This is a genomic window from Streptomyces sp. NPDC091282, from assembly GCF_044757385.1.
GTDB classification, from domain to species: domain Bacteria; phylum Actinomycetota; class Actinomycetes; order Streptomycetales; family Streptomycetaceae; genus Streptomyces; species Streptomyces gramineus.
The window spans coordinates 103,774-124,482 of the sequence record NZ_JBIVUX010000015.1; the positions used below are offsets into that span (position 1 = coordinate 103,774).

At 72.8% G+C, this 20,709-nt stretch carries 18 protein-coding genes; 11 read left to right on the plus strand and 7 right to left on the minus strand.

Going from position 1 to position 20,709, the window contains the following annotated elements; translation table 11 throughout:
* Positions 1-57 precede the first annotated feature (57 nt).
* Entirely contained in the window at positions 58-1,779 is a 1,722-nt protein-coding gene (locus ACIQOE_RS40480) for an MFS transporter (RefSeq protein WP_401417095.1), read from the plus strand.
* 472 nt (positions 1,780-2,251) lie between these two features.
* Here ACIQOE_RS40480 and ACIQOE_RS40485 read toward each other — a convergent pair whose 3' ends face one another.
* The 3 genes from ACIQOE_RS40485 to ACIQOE_RS40495 all read right to left on the minus strand — a co-directional run bounded on the left by ACIQOE_RS40485 (position 2,252) and on the right by ACIQOE_RS40495 (position 4,452).
* Complete coding sequence (locus ACIQOE_RS40485; protein WP_351328495.1) at positions 2,252-3,493, minus strand: MFS transporter; 1,242 nt, start codon at positions 3,491-3,493, stop codon at positions 2,252-2,254.
* Positions 3,494-3,731: 238 nt separating this feature from the next.
* Positions 3,732-4,160: a Fur family transcriptional regulator gene (locus ACIQOE_RS40490; protein WP_399009564.1), complete on the minus strand. Its 429-nt coding sequence runs from the start codon at positions 4,158-4,160 to the stop codon at positions 3,732-3,734.
* 85 nt (positions 4,161-4,245) lie between these two features.
* Positions 4,246-4,452 carry a DUF2180 family protein gene (locus ACIQOE_RS40495; protein ID WP_365572421.1) on the minus strand — a complete coding sequence of 69 codons (207 nt, stop codon included), beginning with the start codon at positions 4,450-4,452 and terminating at the stop codon, positions 4,246-4,248.
* Between the two features lie 199 nt (positions 4,453-4,651).
* Here ACIQOE_RS40495 and ACIQOE_RS40500 point away from each other — a divergent pair, with 199 nt between their 5' ends.
* The 6 genes from ACIQOE_RS40500 (at position 4,652) to ACIQOE_RS40525 (ending at position 12,093) form a co-directional block, all read left to right on the plus strand.
* Complete coding sequence (locus ACIQOE_RS40500) at positions 4,652-5,371, plus strand: GntR family transcriptional regulator (protein ID WP_351328489.1); 720 nt, start codon at positions 4,652-4,654, stop codon at positions 5,369-5,371.
* Complete coding sequence (locus tag ACIQOE_RS40505) at positions 5,368-6,360, plus strand: ADP-ribosylglycohydrolase family protein (RefSeq protein WP_351328487.1); 993 nt, start codon at positions 5,368-5,370, stop codon at positions 6,358-6,360. Before ACIQOE_RS40500 ends, ACIQOE_RS40505 begins: the two co-directional genes overlap by 4 nt.
* 110 nt (positions 6,361-6,470) lie before the next feature.
* On the plus strand, positions 6,471-7,949 hold the full coding sequence (locus ACIQOE_RS40510; protein WP_362643441.1) for a cytosine permease: 1,479 nt from the start codon (positions 6,471-6,473) through the stop codon (positions 7,947-7,949).
* Positions 7,946-8,914: a PfkB family carbohydrate kinase gene (locus tag ACIQOE_RS40515; protein WP_401417097.1), complete on the plus strand. Its 969-nt coding sequence runs from the start codon at positions 7,946-7,948 to the stop codon at positions 8,912-8,914. The genes ACIQOE_RS40510 and ACIQOE_RS40515 overlap by 4 nt, the downstream gene beginning before the upstream one ends.
* A 103-nt stretch (positions 8,915-9,017) precedes the next feature.
* Positions 9,018-10,427 carry an RICIN domain-containing protein gene (locus ACIQOE_RS40520; RefSeq protein WP_401417098.1) on the plus strand — a complete coding sequence of 470 codons (1,410 nt, stop codon included), beginning with the start codon at positions 9,018-9,020 and terminating at the stop codon, positions 10,425-10,427.
* A gap of 238 nt (positions 10,428-10,665) precedes the next feature.
* The gene (locus ACIQOE_RS40525; protein WP_365561912.1) at positions 10,666-12,093 is read left to right on the plus strand and encodes an alkaline phosphatase family protein; all 1,428 of its coding nucleotides are present in this window, start codon (positions 10,666-10,668) and stop codon (positions 12,091-12,093) included.
* A gap of 60 nt (positions 12,094-12,153) precedes the next feature.
* Here ACIQOE_RS40525 and ACIQOE_RS40530 read toward each other — a convergent pair whose 3' ends face one another.
* Complete coding sequence (locus ACIQOE_RS40530; protein ID WP_351328480.1) at positions 12,154-14,061, minus strand: FHA domain-containing protein; 1,908 nt, start codon at positions 14,059-14,061, stop codon at positions 12,154-12,156.
* A gap of 233 nt (positions 14,062-14,294) precedes the next feature.
* Entirely contained in the window at positions 14,295-15,908 is a 1,614-nt protein-coding gene (locus ACIQOE_RS40535) for a purple acid phosphatase family protein (protein WP_401417099.1), read from the minus strand.
* 236 nt (positions 15,909-16,144) lie between these two features.
* Between ACIQOE_RS40535 and ACIQOE_RS40540 the strand changes: the two genes are divergently transcribed.
* Positions 16,145-16,618 (plus strand): carboxymuconolactone decarboxylase family protein, encoded by a 474-nt coding sequence (locus ACIQOE_RS40540; protein ID WP_401417100.1) that lies wholly within the window; start codon positions 16,145-16,147, stop codon positions 16,616-16,618.
* Positions 16,619-16,720: 102 nt separating this feature from the next.
* Here ACIQOE_RS40540 and ACIQOE_RS40545 read toward each other — a convergent pair whose 3' ends face one another.
* Positions 16,721-17,167 carry a cupin domain-containing protein gene (locus ACIQOE_RS40545; RefSeq protein ID WP_362643435.1) on the minus strand — a complete coding sequence of 149 codons (447 nt, stop codon included), beginning with the start codon at positions 17,165-17,167 and terminating at the stop codon, positions 16,721-16,723.
* 149 nt (positions 17,168-17,316) lie between these two features.
* Here ACIQOE_RS40545 and ACIQOE_RS40550 point away from each other — a divergent pair, with 149 nt between their 5' ends.
* Both ACIQOE_RS40550 and ACIQOE_RS40555 read left to right on the plus strand, forming a co-directional pair.
* Positions 17,317-18,306, plus strand: coding sequence for an RNA polymerase sigma-70 factor (locus ACIQOE_RS40550; RefSeq protein ID WP_401417109.1), 990 nt, complete (start codon positions 17,317-17,319; stop codon positions 18,304-18,306).
* Between the two features lie 89 nt (positions 18,307-18,395).
* Positions 18,396-19,142 (plus strand): SDR family oxidoreductase, encoded by a 747-nt coding sequence (locus tag ACIQOE_RS40555; RefSeq protein ID WP_365565739.1) that lies wholly within the window; start codon positions 18,396-18,398, stop codon positions 19,140-19,142.
* A 102-nt stretch (positions 19,143-19,244) separates the two neighbouring features.
* On the opposite strand, the gene ACIQOE_RS40560 is transcribed toward ACIQOE_RS40555, so the two are convergent.
* A complete protein-coding gene (locus ACIQOE_RS40560) occupies positions 19,245-19,586 on the minus strand; it encodes a hypothetical protein (RefSeq protein WP_351323644.1) in 342 nt (113 codons plus the stop codon).
* Between the two features lie 248 nt (positions 19,587-19,834).
* On the opposite strand from ACIQOE_RS40560, the gene ACIQOE_RS40565 reads away from it, so the two are divergent.
* The gene (locus ACIQOE_RS40565; RefSeq protein WP_365576233.1) at positions 19,835-20,524 is read left to right on the plus strand and encodes an alpha/beta hydrolase; all 690 of its coding nucleotides are present in this window, start codon (positions 19,835-19,837) and stop codon (positions 20,522-20,524) included.
* Positions 20,525-20,709 lie beyond the last annotated feature (185 nt).

Genomic DNA, 20,709 nt, shown 5'->3' on the forward strand with positions numbered 1-20,709 from the left:
CCGCGACGCCTCCCCCAGGGCCGTCCCGTCCGTCCGCATCCGGAGAGAGGACCGTTGATGAGCGCACCGCACCCGAGGACCGCGAGCCCGTTCAGGCAGCCGAAGGCCGTGTGGGCCGTGGCCTTCGCCTGCGTGATCTCCTTCATGGGCATCGGCCTCGTGGATCCGATCCTGCCCGCCCTCGCCACCAGCCTGCACGCCTCCCCCAGCCAGGTGTCGCTGCTGTTCAGCAGCTACCTCATCGTGACCGCGGTCGCGATGCTGATCGTCGGCTGGGTCTCCAGCAGGATCGGCGCCAAACGCACCCTGGTCACCGGCCTGGCGATCATCGTGGTGTTCGCCGCCCTCGCCGGGACGTCCGGCTCGATCAACGGCATCGTCGGCTTCCGCGCCGGCTGGGGACTGGGCAACGCCCTGTTCATCGCGACCTCGCTGGCCGTCATCGTCGCCTCGGCGAGCGGCGGGTTCGGCGGCGCGATCATCCTCTACGAGACCGCCCTGGGCCTCGGCATAGCCGTCGGCCCGCTGCTCGGCGGCGAGCTGGGCGCGATCAGCTGGCGGGGGCCGTTCTTCGGGGTCGCCGTCCTGATGGCCATCGCGCTCCTGGCGACGCTGGCGTTCGTGCCCGCGCTGCCCACACCGGAGCGCCGGACCTCGCCCCTGGCGCCGATCAGCGCGCTGCGCCACCGCGGCCTGCTCACGATGGGCATCATGGCCCTGCTGTACAACTGGGGCTTCTTCACGATGCTCGGCTACGCGCCGTACCCGATGGAGCTGGACGCGCACCGGCTGGGGCTCGTGTTCACCGGCTGGGGGCTGCTGGTCGCCGCGTTCAGTGTCTTCTTCGCGCCGCGCCTGCAGGCCCGCTTCGGCACAGCGCCCGTGCTGTACGCCAACCTCGTCGGCCTCGGCGCGGTGATGGCCGTCATCGCCGCCGGGGTCGACACGCCCGCGGTGGTGATCGTCGCCGTCATCGCGAGCGGGATCTTCATCGGCGTGAACAACACCCTGACCACGCAGGCGGTGATGGTCGTCTCGCCGGTGGAACGGCCGGTGGCCTCCTCCGCGTACGGCTTCCTGCGGTTCATCGGCGGCGGTCTGGCCCCGTACGTCGCCGGGAAGCTCGCCGACGCCACCGATCTGAGCGTGCCGTTCTACCTGGGTGCCGGCACCTTCCTGCTGGCGATCCCGGTCCTGGCCAGCGGGCACCGGCTGCTGCGCGACGCCGAGTCCCGTCTCGGCGGCGGGGAGCCGGTCGCGCCGACGCTGACCCCGGTCGGACGCCGGGTCACGGCCGGGGCCGGGCCGGTAGTCGTGGCGGTCGGCGGCCACGAAGGGGCCGCCGCCACGGTGGACGCGGCCGCCCGGCTGGCGCGGGACACCGGCAGCCCGCTGGAGGTGGTGCACGTCCAGCGGACCGCCGTGGTCGAGGAGCAGGCCGCGGACACGGAGACCGCCGAGGAGGCGCGGGCCGCCGTGACCGCGCACCTGGACCGGCTCGCGGCCCAGGGGTTCGCGGCCACCGGTCAGGTCCTGGACAGCGTCGGCGACCACGCGGCCGCCGGCCGGGTGCTGGCCCGGCACGCGGCCGACGTCCACGCCCGTGCGGTCGCCGTCGGCCGTTCGCCGCGCGGTCCGCTCGCGCAGTTCGCCGACGGCAGTCTCACCACCGCGCTCGCACATGCGGCGACCTGCACGGTCGTCCTCGTCGACCCGGCGGACGCACCGCGCCGGCTGACCGCGTCCGCACTGGCCGAACTCCGCGACACCCCGGCCTGACCCGGGCGGCGGCGAACCGGCCGCCGGCGCCGCGGTGAGGCCGCGACCCCGCCGACCGAGCCGGGCCCCTCCCGGCGGCCCGCCGCCCGCCCCCCACCGCAGCGGGCGCCACAAAGCCTGACGAAGGCCACGCCAGCCGGGTGCAGCCACCCTCGGCGGCCCGCCGCCCCCACCCACCACGGCCTCACCGCACCGGGCGCCGCAAGGCCTGACGAGAGCCGCACCGGCCGGGCCGCGGCCCCCTCGACCGATCCGCCGCCCGCACCCACCACGGCCTCACCGCAGCGGGCGCCGCGCGGCCAGGCGGGGGCCGCGCCGGCGGGCGGGCCGCCAGGCCGGGCGCCGCGGTCACCGGCGGGGCCGAGGGCGCCACGGCCGAAGGGCGCGCCGACATGGTCGGCGCGCCCTTCGGCCGGCCGGGCCGGCGGCCGGACTCCGTCCTCACCCGCCGGCCCCGCCTCAGTGGCGTGGCTCAGCTCGCCGGGCGGTCCTCGACGGCGCCGACGCCGGTGTCCTCGGTCATGGCCAGGGAGGCGTGGCCGTCCTGCGAGGTGACCACCTTCGAGGGACGGTCGCCGCGGTCCAGCACACCGCCGGTGACGGCGAGCGCCAGACCGGCCATGGCGAGGGCGGCGCCGACCAGGTTGGGGGCCGCCCAGCCCCAGCCCGCCGAGATGACCAGGCCGCCGAGCCAGGCACCGGAGGCGTTGGCGAGGTTGAAGGCGGAGTGGTTGGAGGCCGCCGCCATGGTCGGCGCGTCCTTCGCGTTGATCATCAGCAGCATCTGGACCGGGGTGGTGATGAGCGCGCCCATCGCGCCGATGAAGACGACCGTGACCAGCGCCGGAACGGTGCTGTGGACGGTGAAGTAGAACGTCACCAGCGCGGCCGCCAGCAGGACGATCCCGGAGTACAGCGTCGGGCGCAGGGCCCGGTCGGTGAGGGGTCCGGCGGCCAGCGTGCCCAGCGTCATGCCGACGCCGTACAGGGCGAGGACCCAGGTGGTCGCGGAGTCGGAGATGCCGGTCAGGTGCGTCAGCATGGGGACGAGGTAGCTGTAGACGGCGAAGAAGCCGCCGAAGCCGACGACGGCGGTGCCCAGGCCGATGAAGACCTGCCGGTTGCCCATCGCCCGCAGCTCCCGGCCGACGCCCGCCTGCGGGCCGCGCGGCTGGTGGGGCACGAGCAGGGCGAGCGCGGCGAGCGCCACCAGGCCGATGACGGCGACCGCGCAGTAGGCGTACCGCCAGCCCAGATGCTGGCCGAGGGCGGTGCCGGCGGGGACGCCGACGATGTTCGCGACGGTGAGTCCGAGGAAGACGCTGGAGACCGCGCGCGCCGCCCGTTCGGGCGCCACCAGCCGGGAGGCGACGACGGCGCCCACGCCGAACAGCGCGCCGTGCGGCAGTCCGGCAAGGAAGCGGGCGGCGAAGAGCAGCCCGAAGTCCGGGGCCAGCGCGGAGGCCGTGTTGCCGACCACGAACAGCCCGGTCAGCAGGAGCAGCAGCCGCTTGTGGGGCACCCGGGCGCCGATGGCCGTCAGCAGGGGCGCGCCGACGACGACGCCGAGGGCGTAGGCGGAGACGAGGTTGCCGGCGTGCGGTACGGAGACGCCGACGCCGTCCGCGATCTGGGGCAGCAGGCCCATGGTGGCGAACTCGGTGGTGCCGATTCCGAAGGTGACGACGGCAAGGGCAAGCAGGGCCAGAGGCATGGTGGGAGAGCGAACCTTTCGGGGACGGCGGTCCGGGGGACGGGGAGCGGGACGGGACCGGGAGGTGTCGTGCGGCCTCCGCGGGCCGTCGCGCCGAGCGCCCTTGCCCAGCACACCCCCGAGAACGTTGCAGCGAGACGGACCGGTCGCGCATTCCGCGATCGGCCGGATCCGCGGGGTGAGCTGTGTCACGGCGGCCGCGGCCGGGGTCACGGACGGCGGCGGGAGGCGGGCGGGGTCAGGCGCCGGTGGCCTGCCGGCACTCCGCGCACAGGCCCCACCAGGTGATCTCGGCCTCGTCGACGGCGAAACCCCGGTCGTCGCCGGGCGTGAGGCACGGCGCCGCGCCGACGCTGCAGTCGACGTCCTCGATCCGGCCGCAGCTCCGGCACACGAGGTGGTGGTGGTTGTCGCCGACCCGCAGTTCGTACCGGGCCGGCGAACCGGCGGGTTCGATGCAGCGGACGAGTTCCGCCTTCGTCAGGTCGTCCAGGACGTTGTACAGGCCCTGCCGGGAGAGTCCGCCCGCGGCGCCGACGCGGGTCTCCAGGTCGGCGGCGGTGGAGTGCGGACGGCCTCGCAGCGCGGTCAGCACCGCACGGCGCTGAGCCGTACTGCGCAGCCCCTTGCCCTTGAGCAGGTCGCCCACCGGCGTCTCCACGGTCACTCCCTCCACGCCTCCGGGCGCCGCGCGCACGCGGCGGCGGTTCCGGCGCGGCCCACGATACAACCCAGAGTTGACTCGGTCCGTTCTAGGACGCTTCCGCGGTACGGCAGGCGCCGCAGACCAGCCGCCGGGCGGGGCGCACGCTCGTCATGGGGATCACGCCGATCGGCCGCTGGACGGTCGCCCGGAGGATCTGTGCGTGATCGGCGCAGGTGAAGAGGCCGCAGCGGGTGCAGGCGCCGATCCCGGCGGTCTCCTGGCGCCCGTCCTGGGCGCAGTCGTAACAGTGCATGGTGCCTTCCCGGGGAGTACGGCCCGCCTCGGCGCGCGAGGCGGGGTGGACGGCCGGGTGCGCGGTGGTCGCCGGGCCCCTGACGCCCTTCGACCCTAGGCAGCCAGTTTTGACAGAGTCAAATCTAGACCGGCACGCCACGCGGAGAAATAGTTCGGCGGGTATGGACCGCCGCAACTTGTTCACCTACTGTCTAGACATGCCTGGACAGGTTCACAAGCACCATCGCATCGCCCGCGTCCTCGCCGACGAGATCCGGGCCGGGGTCCACACCGACGGCAGCCGGCTCCCCGGGGAGCACGCGCTCACCGAGCGGTTCGGCGTCAGCCGGACCACCCTTCGGCAAGCCCTCCAGGCCCTCGGCGAAGAGGGCCTGATCGCCACCCATGCCGGGATCGGCTCGTTCGTCACCTTCGACGGGACACCGATGGACAACCGGCTCGGCTGGACCCGGTCGCTGGCCGAGCAGGGCACGGAACTCACCACCGAGACGCTCCGCTTCGAGGAGGTGACCGACCAGGAGCTGGCCGCCCGGCTGGCGCTCGCCTCCCCCGCGTTCGTCGCGCTGGACCGCGTCAGACGGTTGCCGGGCGGATCCGGCGTGTCGCTGGAGCGCAGTCGGGTGCCGGCCACCGGCGACCTGGCCGGGCTCCCCGCGCGCGGCCTCGACGGCGGTTCGCTCAGCCGGGCGCTCATCGCGGCGGGCCGGGTCACCGACTCCGGCGAGGGAGTCGTCTCGGTGCGCGGGCTGACCGCGGCCGAGGCCGAGGTCCTGCACCGCTCCCCCGGCGAGTCCTTCCTCCGCCTGGACCAGGTGTACCGGGCCGCCGACGGCTCGGTGGTCGAGCAGGTCACCAGCCTGCTCGATCCCGCCCACTTCGAACTGCACGTCCGCTCGGGCCAGGGAGGCCGCTCGTGACCGACCGACTCGACCGCGCCCTCGGCGCCTTCTACGGACTCGCCCTCGGCGACGCCCTCGGCATGCCCACCCAGGTGATGTCGCGGGAGGACGTCGTCCGCGTCTACGGCACCCTCACCGGCTTCGAGGCCGCCCGGCCCGACAACCCGGTGAGCGCGGGCATGCCCGCCGGGTCCGTCACCGACGACACCGAGCAGGCCGTCATCGTCGCCCGGCTCATCGACGAGGGCCGCGGACGGATCGACCCGCTGCGCCTGGCCCACGAACTGCTCGACTGGGAGAAGGAGATGAAGGCCAAGGGGTCCTTCGACCTCCTCGGCCCCTCCACCAAGGCCGCGCTGGACGCGGTGGCCCGCGGCGCCTCCCCGGCGGAGGCGGGCCGCACCGGCACGACGAACGGCGCGGCCATGCGCGTCACCCCGGTGGGGATCGCCTTCGCCGCCGACCCGCTCGATGCCTTCGTCGACCGGGTCGTGGAGTCCTGCCAGGTCACCCACGACACGACGATCGGCATCGCGGGCGCCGCCGCGGTGGCCGCCGCGGTCAGCACCGGCGTGGACGGCGGTTCGCTCGACGAGGCCGTCGCCGCCGCCGTGACCGCCGCCCGCGCCGGTGCCCGGCGCGGGCACTGGATCGCCGGCGCCGACATCGCCGCCCGGATCGAGTGGGCGTGCCGGCTGGTGCGGGGCCTTCCGGAGGCGCAGGCCCTGGACCGGGTGGTCGCGCTCGTCGGCACCAGCGTGGCCAGCCAGGAGTCGGTGCCCGCCGCGTTCGCGGTGCTGACCCTGGCGGACGGCGATCCCTGGCGGACCGCGCTGCTCGCCGCCAACCTCGGCGGCGACAGCGACACCATCGGCGCGATCGCCGCGGCGGTGGCCGGCTCGGTCGCCGGTCTGGCCGCGCTGCCCGCCGACGCCGTACGGACCCTGCGCACCGTCAACTCCCTGGAGCTGGAGCCCCTGACGGCCCGCCTGCTCGCCCACCGCTGACCCGCCCGACGCCCCGACGTCCACGGCCGCCAGGGCACAGCGCCGTACGCGCCGCCCCGGAGGCCGACCCGCCCGCCCTTCCGCACCGCACCCTGCAAGGAGGTTCCGTCATGGCCGTTTCGAAGACGAACGATCGCGTCGGTGCCATCGAGACCCGCGGGATCGAACCGGTCCCCGACAGTGAACGGCACGGCCACGCAGGCCAGATGTTCTGGACCTGGTTCGCCGCCAACATCAGCATCCTCGGACTGCCGCTCGGTGCCACCCTGGTGGCCTTCCGCGGCCTGGACATCTGGCAGTCGGTGCTCGTCGCCGTCCTCGGATCGTTCGGCTCCTTCGCCCTGGTGGGAGCCCTGAGTCTGGCGGGCAAGAAGGGCGGTGCCCCGGCCCTCACGCTGTCCCGCGCGGTCTTCGGACAGCGCGGCAACGCGGGTCCGACCCTGATCACCTGGCTGAGCCGGGTCGGCTGGGAGACCATCTCCACGACCACCGCGGCCTACGCGCTGCTGGCCCTGCTCGACGCGGCGTTCGGCATCCGCAGGAACACCGTCCTCACCCTCCTGTGCCTGCTGGTCTTCATCGCCTGCACGCTGCTCATCAGCGGCCTCGGCCACGCCACCATCATGTGGATCAACAAGTGGGCCACGGTCGTCTTCGGCATCCTCAACCTCGTCGTGATGGGCTTCCTGATCTCCACCGTCGACTGGAGCAAGGTCCTCGACGCCCCGGCCGGACCGGCCAGCGCGGTGGTCGCCGGTGTCGGGTTCATCGCCTCGGGCACCGGCATCGGCTGGGCCAACGCCGGTGCGGACTACGCCCGTTACCTGCCGCGTGCGATCCCGGGCCGGCGGCTCGTGGTGGCCTCGGCCTTCGGCGCCGGCATCCCGCTGGTACTGCTGATCTCGCTCGGCTCGCTGCTCTCCGCGGGCGACCCCACGCTGGCCACGTCCTCCGACCCGGTCGCGGCGATCAACGCCATGCTGCCGTCCTGGATGGCGATCCCCTACCTCGTCGCGGCCTTCGGCGGGCTGCTGATGTCCAACCACCTCTCCACGTACTCCGCGGGCCTCACGATGATCACCCTCGGGCTGCGGGTGCCGCGCGCCTGGGCGGTCGCCGTCGACGTGGTGGTCATGTTCGCCGGCGGCATCTACTTCATGCTGATCGCCGACGACTTCTACGGCCCGTTCTCGACCTTCCTGACGCTGCTGGCCGTGCCCATCTCGGCCTGGATCGGGGTGGTCGTGGTGGACTCGCTGCGCGGGCGGACGTACGACCCGCGGGCCCTGATGGACACCACCCGCTCCAGCGCCTACTGGTACACGGGCGGCGTGCGTCTGCCCGCCGTGCTCGGCTGGGCCCTCGCCATCGTGGCCGGCCTGCTCTTCACCAAGGCCTCCACCAGCGCGAGCGACGTCTGGTTCGCGGGCCCGCTCTCCGGCACCTGGCTCGGCGTCAACGGCCTGGGCTGGGCGGTCTCCATGGCCGTCGCCGCCGCGGTGTACGCGCTCTTCGGCCGCAAGGGCTCCCCCGCTCCGCACGGCGGAGGCGAACCCGCCGCCACGCGCCTGCAGGGAGCCGGCCGATGAGCGGGCGGGTGGTCCTCGCCGGGAACGTGATCGCCGATCTCGTGATCGAGGTGCCCGCGCTGCCCGAGCGCGGCGGCGACGTCGTCGGCACCCGGACCTGGACGACCGCGGGCGGCGGTTTCAACGCGCTGGTGGCGGCCCGCCGGCTCGGCACCGAGGCCGTGTACGCCGGTCTGCACGGCACCGGGCCGCACGGCGACCTCGTCCGCGCGGCGCTGGCCGCCGAGGACGTCGGGACGCTGCTGCCCGCCCGCACCGACCACGACACCGGTTTCACGGTGGCCCTGGTCGACGCCGGCGGCGAGCGCACCTTCGTGACCAGTTTCGGGGCCGAGGCGACGCTGGCGGCGGCCGACACGGCTGCCGTCGCGGCCCAGCTGCGCCCCGGTGACCTGCTCCAGCTCTCCGGATACGGGCTCGCGCTGCCCGGCAACGGCCCGCTGCTGTCCGGCCTCGCCGCCGCGGCGCCCGCCGGGATCACCCTGTGCCTCGACCCGGGCCCGCTGGTCGCCGACATCCCCGAGGACGTGCTGGCACCGGTTCTGGCCAGGACCGACTGGCTCAGCGCCAACGCCCGTGAGGCGCGGCTGATGAGCGGCCTGGCGGATCCGCGCTCCGCGGCGGCGGCCCTGCGGGAGCGGCTCGCGCCCGGGGCGGGTGTGCTGGTGCGGGCCGACAAGGACGGCTGCTGGCTGGCCGCCGCCGGCCGTCCGGCCGTGCGCGTGCCGGGTTTCCCGGTCACGGCGGTCGACAGCAACGGCGCCGGTGACGCGCATGTCGGGGCGTTCCTCGCGCTGCTGAGCCAGGGGCTCGACCCGCTGGGCGCGGCGCGCGGCGCCAACGCGGCGGCGGCCGTGGCGGTGACCCGGCGCGGCCCGGCCACGGCGCCGGACCGCGGGGAGCTGGCCGCGTTCCTCGCGGGCGACCCCCTCGCCGAACGGATCCTGGGCGCCGCGGACCGTTGACCCGAAACCACTCGATCGGTCGTTGACTATTCGTCATATCCGGTCACCTAGAGGGGAATTCAGCAGGAACCTCTGGCGCGGCACGGGTCCCACCGGATATCTCATGCCTCTGACAGCTTCGGTACCTCGTGTCAGAGTGAAGGGAATTCCCGTGCGACTGCGCCCCCTGCGCGTCCTGTGCTGTTCCGCCGTCCTCGCCGTGTCGGTGCCCGCCCTGCTGCCGGGCACCGCCTCGGCGGCCGTGCCCGCCGCCTCGGTCTACCTGCAGAACGCCGTCACCGGCCTGAACGCGGCCGACGGCGGCGGCACCGTGGCCGCCCACAACCCCAAGGGCAACGAAGACCACCAGCAGTGGACGGCCGTCGCGACCGGCGGCGGCTACCAGCTCAGGAACGCCGACGAGTCCGGCACCTGCCTGGGACGCAACGGCAGCGCCGCGGTGACCGCCGCGTGCGGTGCGGACGGCACCACCTGGAGCATCACGGCCGGCGCCGACGGCACCTACACCGTGGCGGTCCCCGGCACCTCGCAGTACCTGACCGGTTCCGCCTCGGACTCCGCAGCCGTCCAGGTCGGCTCCGCGGGCGACCTCGCCCGCTGGTACCTGACACCGGTCTCCTACGCCACCACGGCGATGCCCTCCGCCGACACCCGCACCCTGGACCAGGTCACCTTCCTGACCGCGCACAACGCGTTCGCCAACGGCTCGGACGGCAACTTCGCCTCGTTCCCCGTCAACCTGTTCCCCAACCAGAACTACGGGATCGCCCGGCAGCTGTCCGACGGCGTCCGCGGCTTCATGCTCGACGACTACACCGTGTCCGGCCGGGCCGTGCTCTGCCACAACAGCTGCGACGGCGTGAGCAACCCCGTGCCGCTCGCCACCGACCTCCAGCGCATGGTCGACTTCCTCAAGGCCCGTCCCGGCCAGTTCGCCACGGTCTTCCTGGAGGACTACGCCTCCTCCGACGTGCTGAAGTCCTCCCTGGCCTCGGTCAACGGCCTCTCCGACGTGCTGTTCCGGCCGGACCAGGAGGGCGTCGCCGCCAAGGGGTGGCCCACGATGGCCGACCTCGCCGCCCGCGGCAAGCAGCTGCTGATCTTCAGCGACCGCACCCGGGCGGGCGACGCGGCGAACGGCTGGGCCGCCCGGGACGGCTTCGGCGTGATGTACCAGCGCGAATGGACCGTGGAGAACTACTGGTCCATGGGCGGCGGGATAGCCGACTCCGACTGGTCCTGCTACAGCCGCTGGGGCACCGACAGACCCCTCACCACCGACTCGGCCGCCTTCCACCCGCTGTTCGTCATGAACCAGTTCCGGGACTACCCGATCGCCTCCACGGCCGCCACCGACAACGGCAAGCTCCAGAACCGGGCCCAGAGCTTCTGCACCCCCGCGGCCCGCAAGAAGCCCAACTACCTCGCGGTGGACCGCTACGACACCGGCTCACCCGCCCCGCTCACGACCGTGGGCACCCTCAACTCGTACATCCTCACCCCGGGCCAGTGACGCGACCGGTGTAACGGCCAACGTTCTTCAACGCGAGGCGACGCCCGGACGGCGAGCGGGTGTTGAAGGCAAACTCCGGGCCAACTCCTTCCGTGCGTTGGCCCGGAGTTCACCAGCCGCCCCTGATGCACCCCACCTCCGGGGGCCCACAGTGAACGGCGGCCCGTCCGCGCGGCCGGGCCAGCCGTCACTCCCGCAAAGGTCCTCTCCCCCCGAGGACTTGAGAAAAGGAGCATCCATGGCCGAGCTGACCCGTCGCAGACTCCTGGGCTCCGCCGCCGGCGCGCTAGGCGGTGCCGCGGCCCTCTCCCTGCTGCCGCCCAGCGTCCAGCAGGCCGTCGCCGCAGGCCCGCCGAAGCACGGCTCCCTGCGCGACATCGAACACGTCGTCATGCTGATGCAGGAGAACCGGTCCTTCGACCACTACTTCGGCACCCTCTCCGGTGTCCGCGGGTTCGCCGACCCGCACGCGCTGAAGCTGGACAACGGGCAGTCCGTCTTCTACCAGCCCGACACCGTCAACCCGAAGGGCTACCTGCTGCCCTTCCACCTCGACACGCACACGTCGAGCGCCCAGGCCATCCCCTCCACCAGCCACGCCTGGTCCGTGCAGCACCAGGCCTGGAACAACGGCAAGATGGACCAGTGGCTGCCGGCCCACCGCAAGGCCGACGGCGTGAACGGCCCGTACGTGATGGGCTACTACACCCGCAAGGACATCCCCTTCCAGTTCGCCCTCGCGGAGACCTTCACCATCTGCGACAACTACTTCTGCTCCGTCTTCGGCCCCACCTGGCCGAACCGGCTGATGTGGATGACCGGCAGCATCGACCCGGGCGGCACCCTGGGCGGCCCGGTCATCAGCAACTCCGCGCCGGCTCCGTACCGCTGGACCACCTACGCCGAGCGCCTCCAGGCGGCCGGCGTGAGCTGGAAGGTGTACCAGGAGGAGGACGACTACGGCACCAACCTGCTGGAGCAGTTCGCGTCGTTCAAGAACGCGCAGCCCGGCTCCGACCTGTACGAGCGCGGCGTGCGACCGCAGCCCCAGGGCACCTTCGAGGACGACGCCCGCAACGACCGCCTGCCGACGGTGTCCTGGATCTGCCCCACCAGCTACCAGTCCGAGCACCCGAACTACCTCCCGGCCGCCGGCGCCGACTACGTGGCCTCCAAGATCGAGGCGATCGCGTCGAACCCCAAGGTGTGGCGCAAGACGGCGTTCATCCTCAACTACGACGAGAACGACGGTCTGTTCGACCACGTGGCGCCGCCCACGCCGCCCGCGGGCACCAAGGACGAGTTCATCCAGGGCCTGCCGATCGGCGGCGGCTTCCGGGTCCCCGCCATCATCGTCTCGCCCTGGACGGTGGGCGGCTGGGTCGCCACCGAGGCCTTCGACCACACCTCCGCCCTGCAGTTCCTCGAACGCTTCACCGGAGTCGAGGAGCCGAACGTCACCGACTGGCGCCGCAGCACCTTCGGCGACCTCACCAGCGCCTTCCGGTTCCGTGAGGGCCGTCCGCGCCCGCCGCGCCTGCCGCACGACACCGCCGCGCAGCTGGAGAAGGCCAAGGAGGAGGTCGCCACCCTGCCCAAGCCCACGCTCCCGCAGGCCGACCAGAGCTACCCGCACCAGGAGAAGGGCCACCGCCCCCGCACCTGAGCACCGCGGCACCCCGTCGCCGCGGGTGGGCGGCGGCGGGGTGCCGGGCTGGCCGGGGTCCTACGGCTTGGCGGCCGGCTCCAGCGCGCCGACCGCGGCGGCGGCCGCGGACGAGTCCTCGCCGTAGAAGATGTCGATGTCGACCTCTTCGCCGCCCATGGTCAGGGTGTCCCACGCGCCGCTGAGGACGAGCATGCGCAGTGTGGCGGGCTGCAGGGTGCGCAGGCGTTCCAGGATCGCCTCGTCGTCCGGCATCCCCTCCAGCCGCAGCGCGAGCCGCGCGCGGATGGCCTGCATGCGCTCCAGCAGCGTCTTGGTGTCCGCCTCGCGGTCGGGCTCCTCGGGGATCCCGTCGATGCCGTGGCCGATGATGTCCTTGATGGCCCAGGTGACGCCCTGGTCGTCGGTGGTGACCATGGCCTTCCAGGCCCGGCTCTTGTGCCGGTACTGGAGCATCGACATGGCCGCCTCGTGGCGCAGGAAGTCGGCGTCCCGGAACGGCCGTCCGTTCCACGCCCCGTTCAGCGACCGGGCCAGCGAGATCGCGGACGCCAGACCGCTGTTCAGACCGCGGCCCGGCCAGAAGTGGATGGAGTTGGCGGCGTCGCCGAGGAGGAAGCCGTAGGTGCCGGGCGAGTTGGCGGTCGGCGGCAGCAGCTCGGCGGAGAACCGGGGGCGCTGCACCATGTCCAGGCGGAAGCTGGTGACCGCCGACAGGTCGTCGGCCTCGACGCCGAACAGCTTGAGCCCCTCGCTGACCCGGCGCCACAGCGGCGAGCCCTTGACCAGGGCGGGCAGGAACAGCGTGCCGTGGGTCGCGCACTGGAAGTCGCCGTACTGGTCGCGGTCCATCAGGCACGGCCGGGAGGCGATGCACTCCTCGAAGACGCGGCGGACCGGGTCGAGGCCGATGACCTCGGCGGCCTCGGTGTCGGTGAGCCGCATGTTCAAGAAGCCCTCGCCGCGCAGCGAGTTCAGCAGGAAGCGGTTCTGGGCGACGGTCAGCAGGACCGCCATCGGGTCGGTGAGACCGGACTTGACGCGCAGGCCGAGGACGACGTCCTGGAGGTGGCGCCCGTCCAGCGAGTAGATCGACTCGTCGGCCTTGCCGAAGCGGGCCGCGAAGCGGTCCCGGGTACGCGAGCGGCCGCCGTCGCAGATGGCGAGCACGTGCTGGGTGGCGAGCGCCTCCTGCTGCTCCTCCGCGTCGAACCGGGCGGGTATGAGGCGGATCCGGTCCCGCTTCTCGTTCGCCAGCTCCAGCAGCCGGTCCTCGATGTAGGCGATGCGCATGTTGCGCGGGTGGTTGTCGCCGACCGAGTCCGGGCCGGAGGGCCACATCTCGGTGTAGTGCTCGGGGTCGAAGAGGCGCTCGCGGACCTCCTGCGGCCAGGCGAGGTACTGGCGGCTCTGCACCGTGACCACCTGCAGCCGCCGGACGTTGCCCTCGTCCTGGCCCTTCCAGACGACGGTACGGCCCTGCTTGCGCCACCTGCCGTCGTAGACGGTGATCTGTACCTGGGGGCCGAGGAAGTGTTCGAGGAGCAGGGCGAAGGACAGGCCGACCGGGCCGCCGCCGGCGACGGTGACCCGCAGGACGGGGCCGTCCTCGCTCTCCTGCGCGCCGTGCGTCACCGAGCGCGGGAGGGAGAGCGCCATCAGCGTCTCCATGGCGTCGGCGACCTCGAAGCGGAACTCCTGGTCGCCGAGGGAGATCTCGTCGCCGGGCTGCAGCAGCCGGGATTCCACTTCCTCGCCGTTGACCAGGGTGCCGTTGCTGCTCTCCAGGTCCCGCAGGACGTAGCCCTTGTCCTCGTCGAAGACGATCTCCGCGTGGAAGCGGGAGACGCTGAGGCTGGAGATGACGACGGTGTTCTCCGAGTTGCGTCCGAAGGTGACGCGGGTGTCCAGGACCGGGATGCGCTCCCCCGCCAGCAGACCTTCTAGTCCGACCAGCACCGGTGCCACGGCACTTCCTTCCACAAGCTTGTCATGTCGCTGAACCGGGGCACCGGTCACGCGCTCTGTCCGCCGACCGCCCCACCGGCGAGCATATACTTGCTTAACCAAGTATTTCCAGTGCACGCTTCGGCACAATCCCTGCCGTTCTGGCGCGAGTTCGACGCTTCTCGGCCAGTGTGTGATCACCGGCGGGAAGCCGTGCGGCGGGCCGGGCGACGGGTGCCCGGCCCGCGCCGGGATCAGCGGCCGTGGCCGTCGGAGCGCTTGCGGTGCAGGGTGAACTTCTCGAAGACGGACAGGTCGCCGTTCGGCTTGTTCACGTTGTAGTAGGTGACGTGCATCCGGGTGGTGTCACCGGGGTGCCGGCCCGGGTCGACCGTGAAGGCGGCGAAGCCGTAGGGGTGTTCGGTGTCCCGGACGCCCACCCAGACGGCCTGCTCCTTCACATAGGTGGAGGTGCGCTTGCCGTTCGACCCGGGGGTCGCCGACACGGCGGTGATCACCTTGCCGGTGCCGTCGGTGAAGAACTTCTCGTTCGTGGTGCCCGAGACACCGCCGCCGCCGAGGATCATGTGCACGGTGCCGAGACCGGCGTCGATGTCGTCGGTGGCGTGCGAGACCGGGTTCGGGGTGAGGGTCTCGCTGCCGGTCACCACGCCGTGCACGGCCAGCGAGCGCTCGTAGTTGTGCTCGTGGCCGCAGAGCACCAGGTCGACGCCGTAGCGGTCGAACAGCGGGCCGTACTTCTCGCGCAGGCCGAGGTCCGCGCCGTTGGCGTCCGAGGAACTGACCATGACCTGGTGCATGGCCACGACCACCCAGTCGACGTCCTTCGAGGAGCGCGCCGCCTTCAGCTCCCTCTCCAGGAAGGCGAGCTGGCGGCCGCCCGAGTAGCCGCTGATGTAGACGTCACCGCCGTCCTGGAGGCAGTTGTCGTCGTTCTGGAGCACGATCACCCGCACCGAACCGGCCGTGAACGCGTACCAGAGGCCCGCGAGTTCGGGGTCCGTCTCGGTGGACGGGAGCGAGAAGTAGGCCTGGTAGGCGCCCAGACCGAGCGGTCCGTTGGCCTTCTCGATCTCGTGGTTGCCGGCCGCCGGCATCCAGGGCCGGAAGCGGGCCGAACGGGTGTTGTTGGTGAAGAAGTTGTTCCACGTCCGGACCCGGTCCACGTCCAGGTTGGCGTAGCAGAGGTCGCCGTTGAGGAGGTGGAACAGCGGGGCGACCTGCTCGATGCCGGTGACGATGTCCTTCGTGGCGGGCGTGGAGTTGGCGTCCAGGGCGACGGTGCCGTCGGCCGCCCAGGTGACCTGCGGGGCGGACTGGTCGCCGAAGCTCGTGAAGGTGACCGGCCGGCGTCCCTGCGGAGCCGTACGGAACGTGCCGCTGTCGGGGGCCGCCCCCTCGTGCGCGGCGAGGTACAGGTAGTCCGTGTCCGGCGCGAGCCCCTTCAGCGGAGCGTGGTGGACGTAGACGGTGCGGTTCGAGGTGCCGTCGACGTATGTGACGGTCGTGGCCTTCTTGCTGGAGCCGAAACCGTGCTCCAGGGTGCCGTACCGCACGACGGGCCTGCTCACCGGCCGGTCCGTGATCCACGAGACCGTCATCTGGGTGCGCGGGTCGGCGCCGAAGGTCAGGTGCAGGCCCTGGACGGGCGGCGCGCCGGAGGAGTCCGCGGTCAGGTGGAAGGCCGGGGCCGGGTTCGACGCGGCCTGCGCCGTGCCGGTGCCGAGCAGTCCGGTGGCGGCGACGCCCGCGCCCGCGGTGCCGAACAGGCCCAGCGCGTGACGACGGCTGAACCCCTCCGCCTCCGGTGCCGATCTGTCCTGAGTCGAGTCTGCCTGTGTGGTCATGACGCCCTCCCGGCGAACAGCTGAGCTGACAACGACCGCACCCTGTCCCAGCCCAACTGCTCCCACATGAACGGCACATGGCCACACGGTCGGCACCTGCCTGGCAGCACGGCGGCAGGGCCGGCGACGGACGCACCGCACGGCGGCTGAGACCCAGGTCACACACGGCTTCCTGTCACACATCGCGTCCCGCGCCGGTCATCCGGGTGTATCCAACGCCCAGCAAGGAGACCACCGTGGAATCGCGACTCGACTACTTCGGCCACCCGCTCGCCGGAAAGGTGCTGAAGCACATCAACTCGGCCGGCAAGGCGGTCTCGGACTCGACGCTGCCGGCCACGGTCCAGGAGCTGGTGAAGATCCGCGCGAGCCAGATCAACGGCTGCGGCTTCTGCACCGACATGCACACCAAGGACGCCGCGCTGGCCGGGGAGACCGCGCAGCGGCTGAACCTGGTCGCGGTCTGGCGCGAGGCGACGGTGTTCACCGAGGCCGAGCGCGCCGCGCTGGAGGTGGCCGAGCAGGGCACCCGGATCGCCGACGCGGCCGGCGGCGTCTCCGACGAGGCGTGGGCCGCGGCCGCCAAGCACTTCGACGAGGAGCAGCTCGTCGCCCTGATCTCACTGCTCGCGATCATCAACGCCTACAACCGCATCAACGTCGTCAACCAGCAGCCCGCCGGGGGCTACCAGCCCGGCCAGTTCGGGTGACCGACGGCCGCCGCGGCGGCCGGGGCCCCCCCCCCCCCCCGCGGGGGGGGGGCCGCCCCCCCCCCCGGGGGGGGGGGGGCCCCCGGCCGCACCGCCGGTCCGTCAGCCCCCGGCGGGCCGCGGCGCGCGCAGGTGGGCCCGCTCGGCCAGTTCGCCCTCCTCGACCAGCTCCAGCATCGGCCTGCCCGGCGCGCACATCATGGTGACCACGAACCGGGTCCTGGCGTCGGTGAGGGCGTTGCCGTCCTGGTAGTGGATCACGTCACCGCCCGGCTCCCAGAACGTCCCGCCGGCCTCGACCACCCGCTCGGGCTCGCCCTCCAGCTCGAAGCGGACGGCGCCTTCGACGACGTACCCGAACGCGGGGCCCGAGTGGCGGTGCGGCGGGGTTCCCGGGTCTCCGGGCTCCCACTCGATCTGGATGGTCATCGCCGAGGCGCCCTCGGGAACGGTGATCGGGGCGGCCTCCTGCAGCACCGTCAACGCCGTCTTCCAGCTGTCCGTACGGGGCTGCCCGCCCGGCCCGTGCGCCGTGCTCCTGTCCGACATGGTCTGGCACCTCCATGGCTCCGTCGTTCCGCGGCCTCGGCCCTCGCCCCTGACGACCGCACGCGCGGGGGATCTGTGACATGCAAGGATCGGTACATGCGATTCTGAGCCGGTCTGTACCGGTCTGTGCGGTGACAGCTTGTAGCATGATGATCCGACTTTGGAGGACATCGATGCGCGGCGGCGGCAACGAGGGCTCGGACTCCCTCGACCAGGCGACGGAGGACCTCGACCGGGCGCCTAGGGGCCCCGACCGGGGTACGGACGAACTCGACCGGGCCGCGGCGGAGTTCGTCGCGGCACGCCCCCAGCTCTTCGGCATCGCCTACCGGGTGACCGGCAGCGCGGCGGAAGCGGAGGACGTCGTCCAGGAGGCGTGGGTGCGGTGGCAGCGCACCGACCGCTCACAGGTCCAGGAGCCGGCCGCGTTCCTGGCGACGGTCACGACCCGGCTGGCGATCAACATCACCCAGTCCGCCAGGGTGCGCCGGGAGGCCTACGTCGGCCCCTGGCTGCCCGAGCCCGTGGACACCGGCGCCGACCCGCAGCTGGGCGCGGAACGCGCGGAGGCACTCGACCTGGCGGTTCTCCTCCTCCTGGAGAAGCTCAACCCCGTGGAGCGCGCCGCCTACGTGCTGCGGGAGGCGTTCGACTACGCCTACGCGCGGATCGCGGACATCGTGGAGACCAGCGAGGCCAACGCGCGCCAGCTGGTGAGCCGGGCCCGCAGGCACCTGGCGGCGGAGCGCCGGGACCCGGTGGACTCCGCCGCGCACCGCCGGTTCCTGGAGGTCTTCCTCGCCGCCGCCCAGGACGGACGGCTCTCGGTGCTCGAAGAGGTCCTCACCGCGGACGTGGTCAGCTACGCCGACGGCGGCGGAACGCGCGGCGCGTCCCGGATCCCGGTCGTCGGGCTCCCGCACGTCTCCCGGTACGTGGTCGCCTTCGCCCCGCGGTTCTGGCCCGGGGCGGACGTCCGCTGGGTCGAGGCCAACGGCAGGCCCGCCGTCCTGGTCTCGGCCGGCGGGAACCCGGTGGCCCTGCTGTCGGCCGACGTGTCGGCACGCGGCATCGAACGGCTCCTGTGGGTGCTGAACCCGGACAAGCTGGCCCGCTGGGTCGCCTCGCCGGACGGCTGAGCCCGCCCGTGCGGGACCGGTCTGTCACAGGCGGCGGAGCTGCCCGGTCTCCTCTGGTGCAGACACGGGAAAGAGAGAGGAATTCCGTCATGAAGATCGTCGTGATCGGTGGCACCGGGCTCATCGGCTCCAAGGTGGTCGCCGCCCTCGGGGAGCAGGGGCACGAGGCGGTCGCGGCCGCGCCGAGCACCGGGGTGAACACCCTCACCGGTGAGGGACTGGCCGAGGTCCTCCAGGGTGCGTCGGTCGTGGTCGACGTCTCCAATTCGCCCTCGTTCGAGGACAGCGCGGTCCTGGACTTCTTCCGCACCTCCACGGGCAACGTCCTGCGGGCGGAGGCCGACGCCGGTGTGCGGCACCACGTGGCACTGTCCGTGGTGGGCACCGACCGGCTCCAGGAGAGCGGCTACTTCCGGGCCAAGAAGGCCCAGGAGGACCTGATCAGGGAGTCCGGCGCCCCGTACTCCCTGGTCCACGCGACCCAGTTCTTCGAGTTCGCGAAGGGCCTGGCCGACGGGGTCACCGAGGGCGACACCGTGCGCCTGCCGGACGCCATGATCCAGCCCCTGGTCTCCGACGACGTGGCCGCCGCCGTGGTCCGTGCCGCGGTCGCCGCGCCGGTCGACGGTGTGGTGGAGGTCGGCGGGCCCGAGGCGTTCCGGCTCGAGGAGTTCATCCGGACCGCGCTGGAAGCGGCGCGGGACCCCCGCAAGGTCGTCACGGACCCGGAGGCGCGGTACTGGGGTGCCGAGCTGCGGGAGGACACGCTGCTGCCCGGCCCGGACGCGACCCTCGGCAAGGTCAGGTTCGCCGACTGGCTCGCGCGCCAGCGGTAGCGGTAGCGGTACCAGCGCAGCCGTAGCAGCAGCGGCCGGTGGCCCCAGGCGGTTCGACCGGGGGCCACCGCGCGGCGTGCCTGCCGGACGGCGGGTGCGCGGCTACGACGCGCCGACCAGCACCACGGTGACGCACAGCGCCATCACCGCGGTGATCAGGATCATCGCGGTCAGGGTCCCGCGCAGCCAGTGGCCGAAGCGGGCGCGGTGCCGCTGCTCCACGACGTCGATGCGGGCGGCGATGTGCTCCGTCACCATGCGGGCCACGTAGGTCTGTTCCGCGAGGTACCAGCGCTCGATGTCCGTCCGCTGGTCCTGCGTCAGTCCCGGCTCCCGTGCGGTGAAGTCGGCGACCCGCTGCCGGGCCGCCCGCAGATGGGCCTGCTGGTAGAGGAATTCCTGGATGTCGTTCAGGCCGCGGGAGGCCTCCTCGTTCGTGTCCATGGTGTGCTCCCCGGATGAGGCGGCGGCTGTCCGGCCGGTCGCTGTGGTGCGGGTGGGGCCGGCGAACTCGCGAACGCCGCGCAGAGAGCTGGAGCAGACGATGTGAACGACCAGCGTCGCAACAACCGCGTGCTGCCGCAAGACCGTCATCCGCCGCGAACTACGTCAATTGACGGAATCGGTCCCGGCCCCGGCCGTCTAGCTTGCTTCGCGTGGCCGCGACGGTCGGACACACCGAGGGAGAAGCCATGAGTGCGCACGCGCGGAACGTCGTCCTCGTCCACGGAGGGTTCGTGGACGGATCCGGCTGGCAGGGTGTCCACGACGCCCTCACGCGGGACGGGTACCACGTCAGCATCGTCCAGAACCCGACGCTCTCGCTGGAGGGCGACGTCGCGGCGACGCGGATGGTCCTCGACGCCCAGGACGGCCCGGCCGTCCTGGTGGGGCACTCCTACGGAGGTGCCGTGATCTCCGAGGCGGGCGGCCACCCGAAGGTCGCCGCGCTCGTCTACATCGCCGCGTTCGCGCCCGACAAGGGCGAGTCGGTGAGCACGCTCATCGCCGACCCGCCGCCCGGCGCGCCCGTGCCGCCCATCCTGCCGCCGCGGGACGGCTTCCTGTTCCTGGACCGCGAGAAGTTCGCCGACTCCTTCGCCGCCGACGTCCCCGCCGAACTGGCCGCGTTCATGGCCGACTCGCAGGTCCCGTGGGGCGTCGACGCCCTCGACGGCGCCGTGTCGGAGCCGGCCTGGCGGGTGAGGCCGAGCTGGTACCTCGTCTCCACCGACGACCGCATGATCCCGCCGCCGGCGCAGCGGGCGATGTCGGAGCGGGCGGGCTCGACGGTCGTCGAGGTTCCCGGCAGCCACTCCGTGTACGTGTCGAGGCCGGACGCGGTGGCCGACCTGATCAAGCAGGCCGCGCAAGGCCGCTGACCCTGCCGCGCGCGGCCGGGACCGGGGCGTGGTCCCGCGGTCCCGGCCGCCGCCCGCGGGCCCGCGGGCGGCGCGGCGTCCTCGGTTCCTCCTAGGGCGTGTTGCGAAAGTCCCGTCGTTCGCCCGGAGGGCGGGCCGCGCGGCGTCAGGTGCGTGCTCTCGGCGTGCCGGGCGGAAGTCCTCGT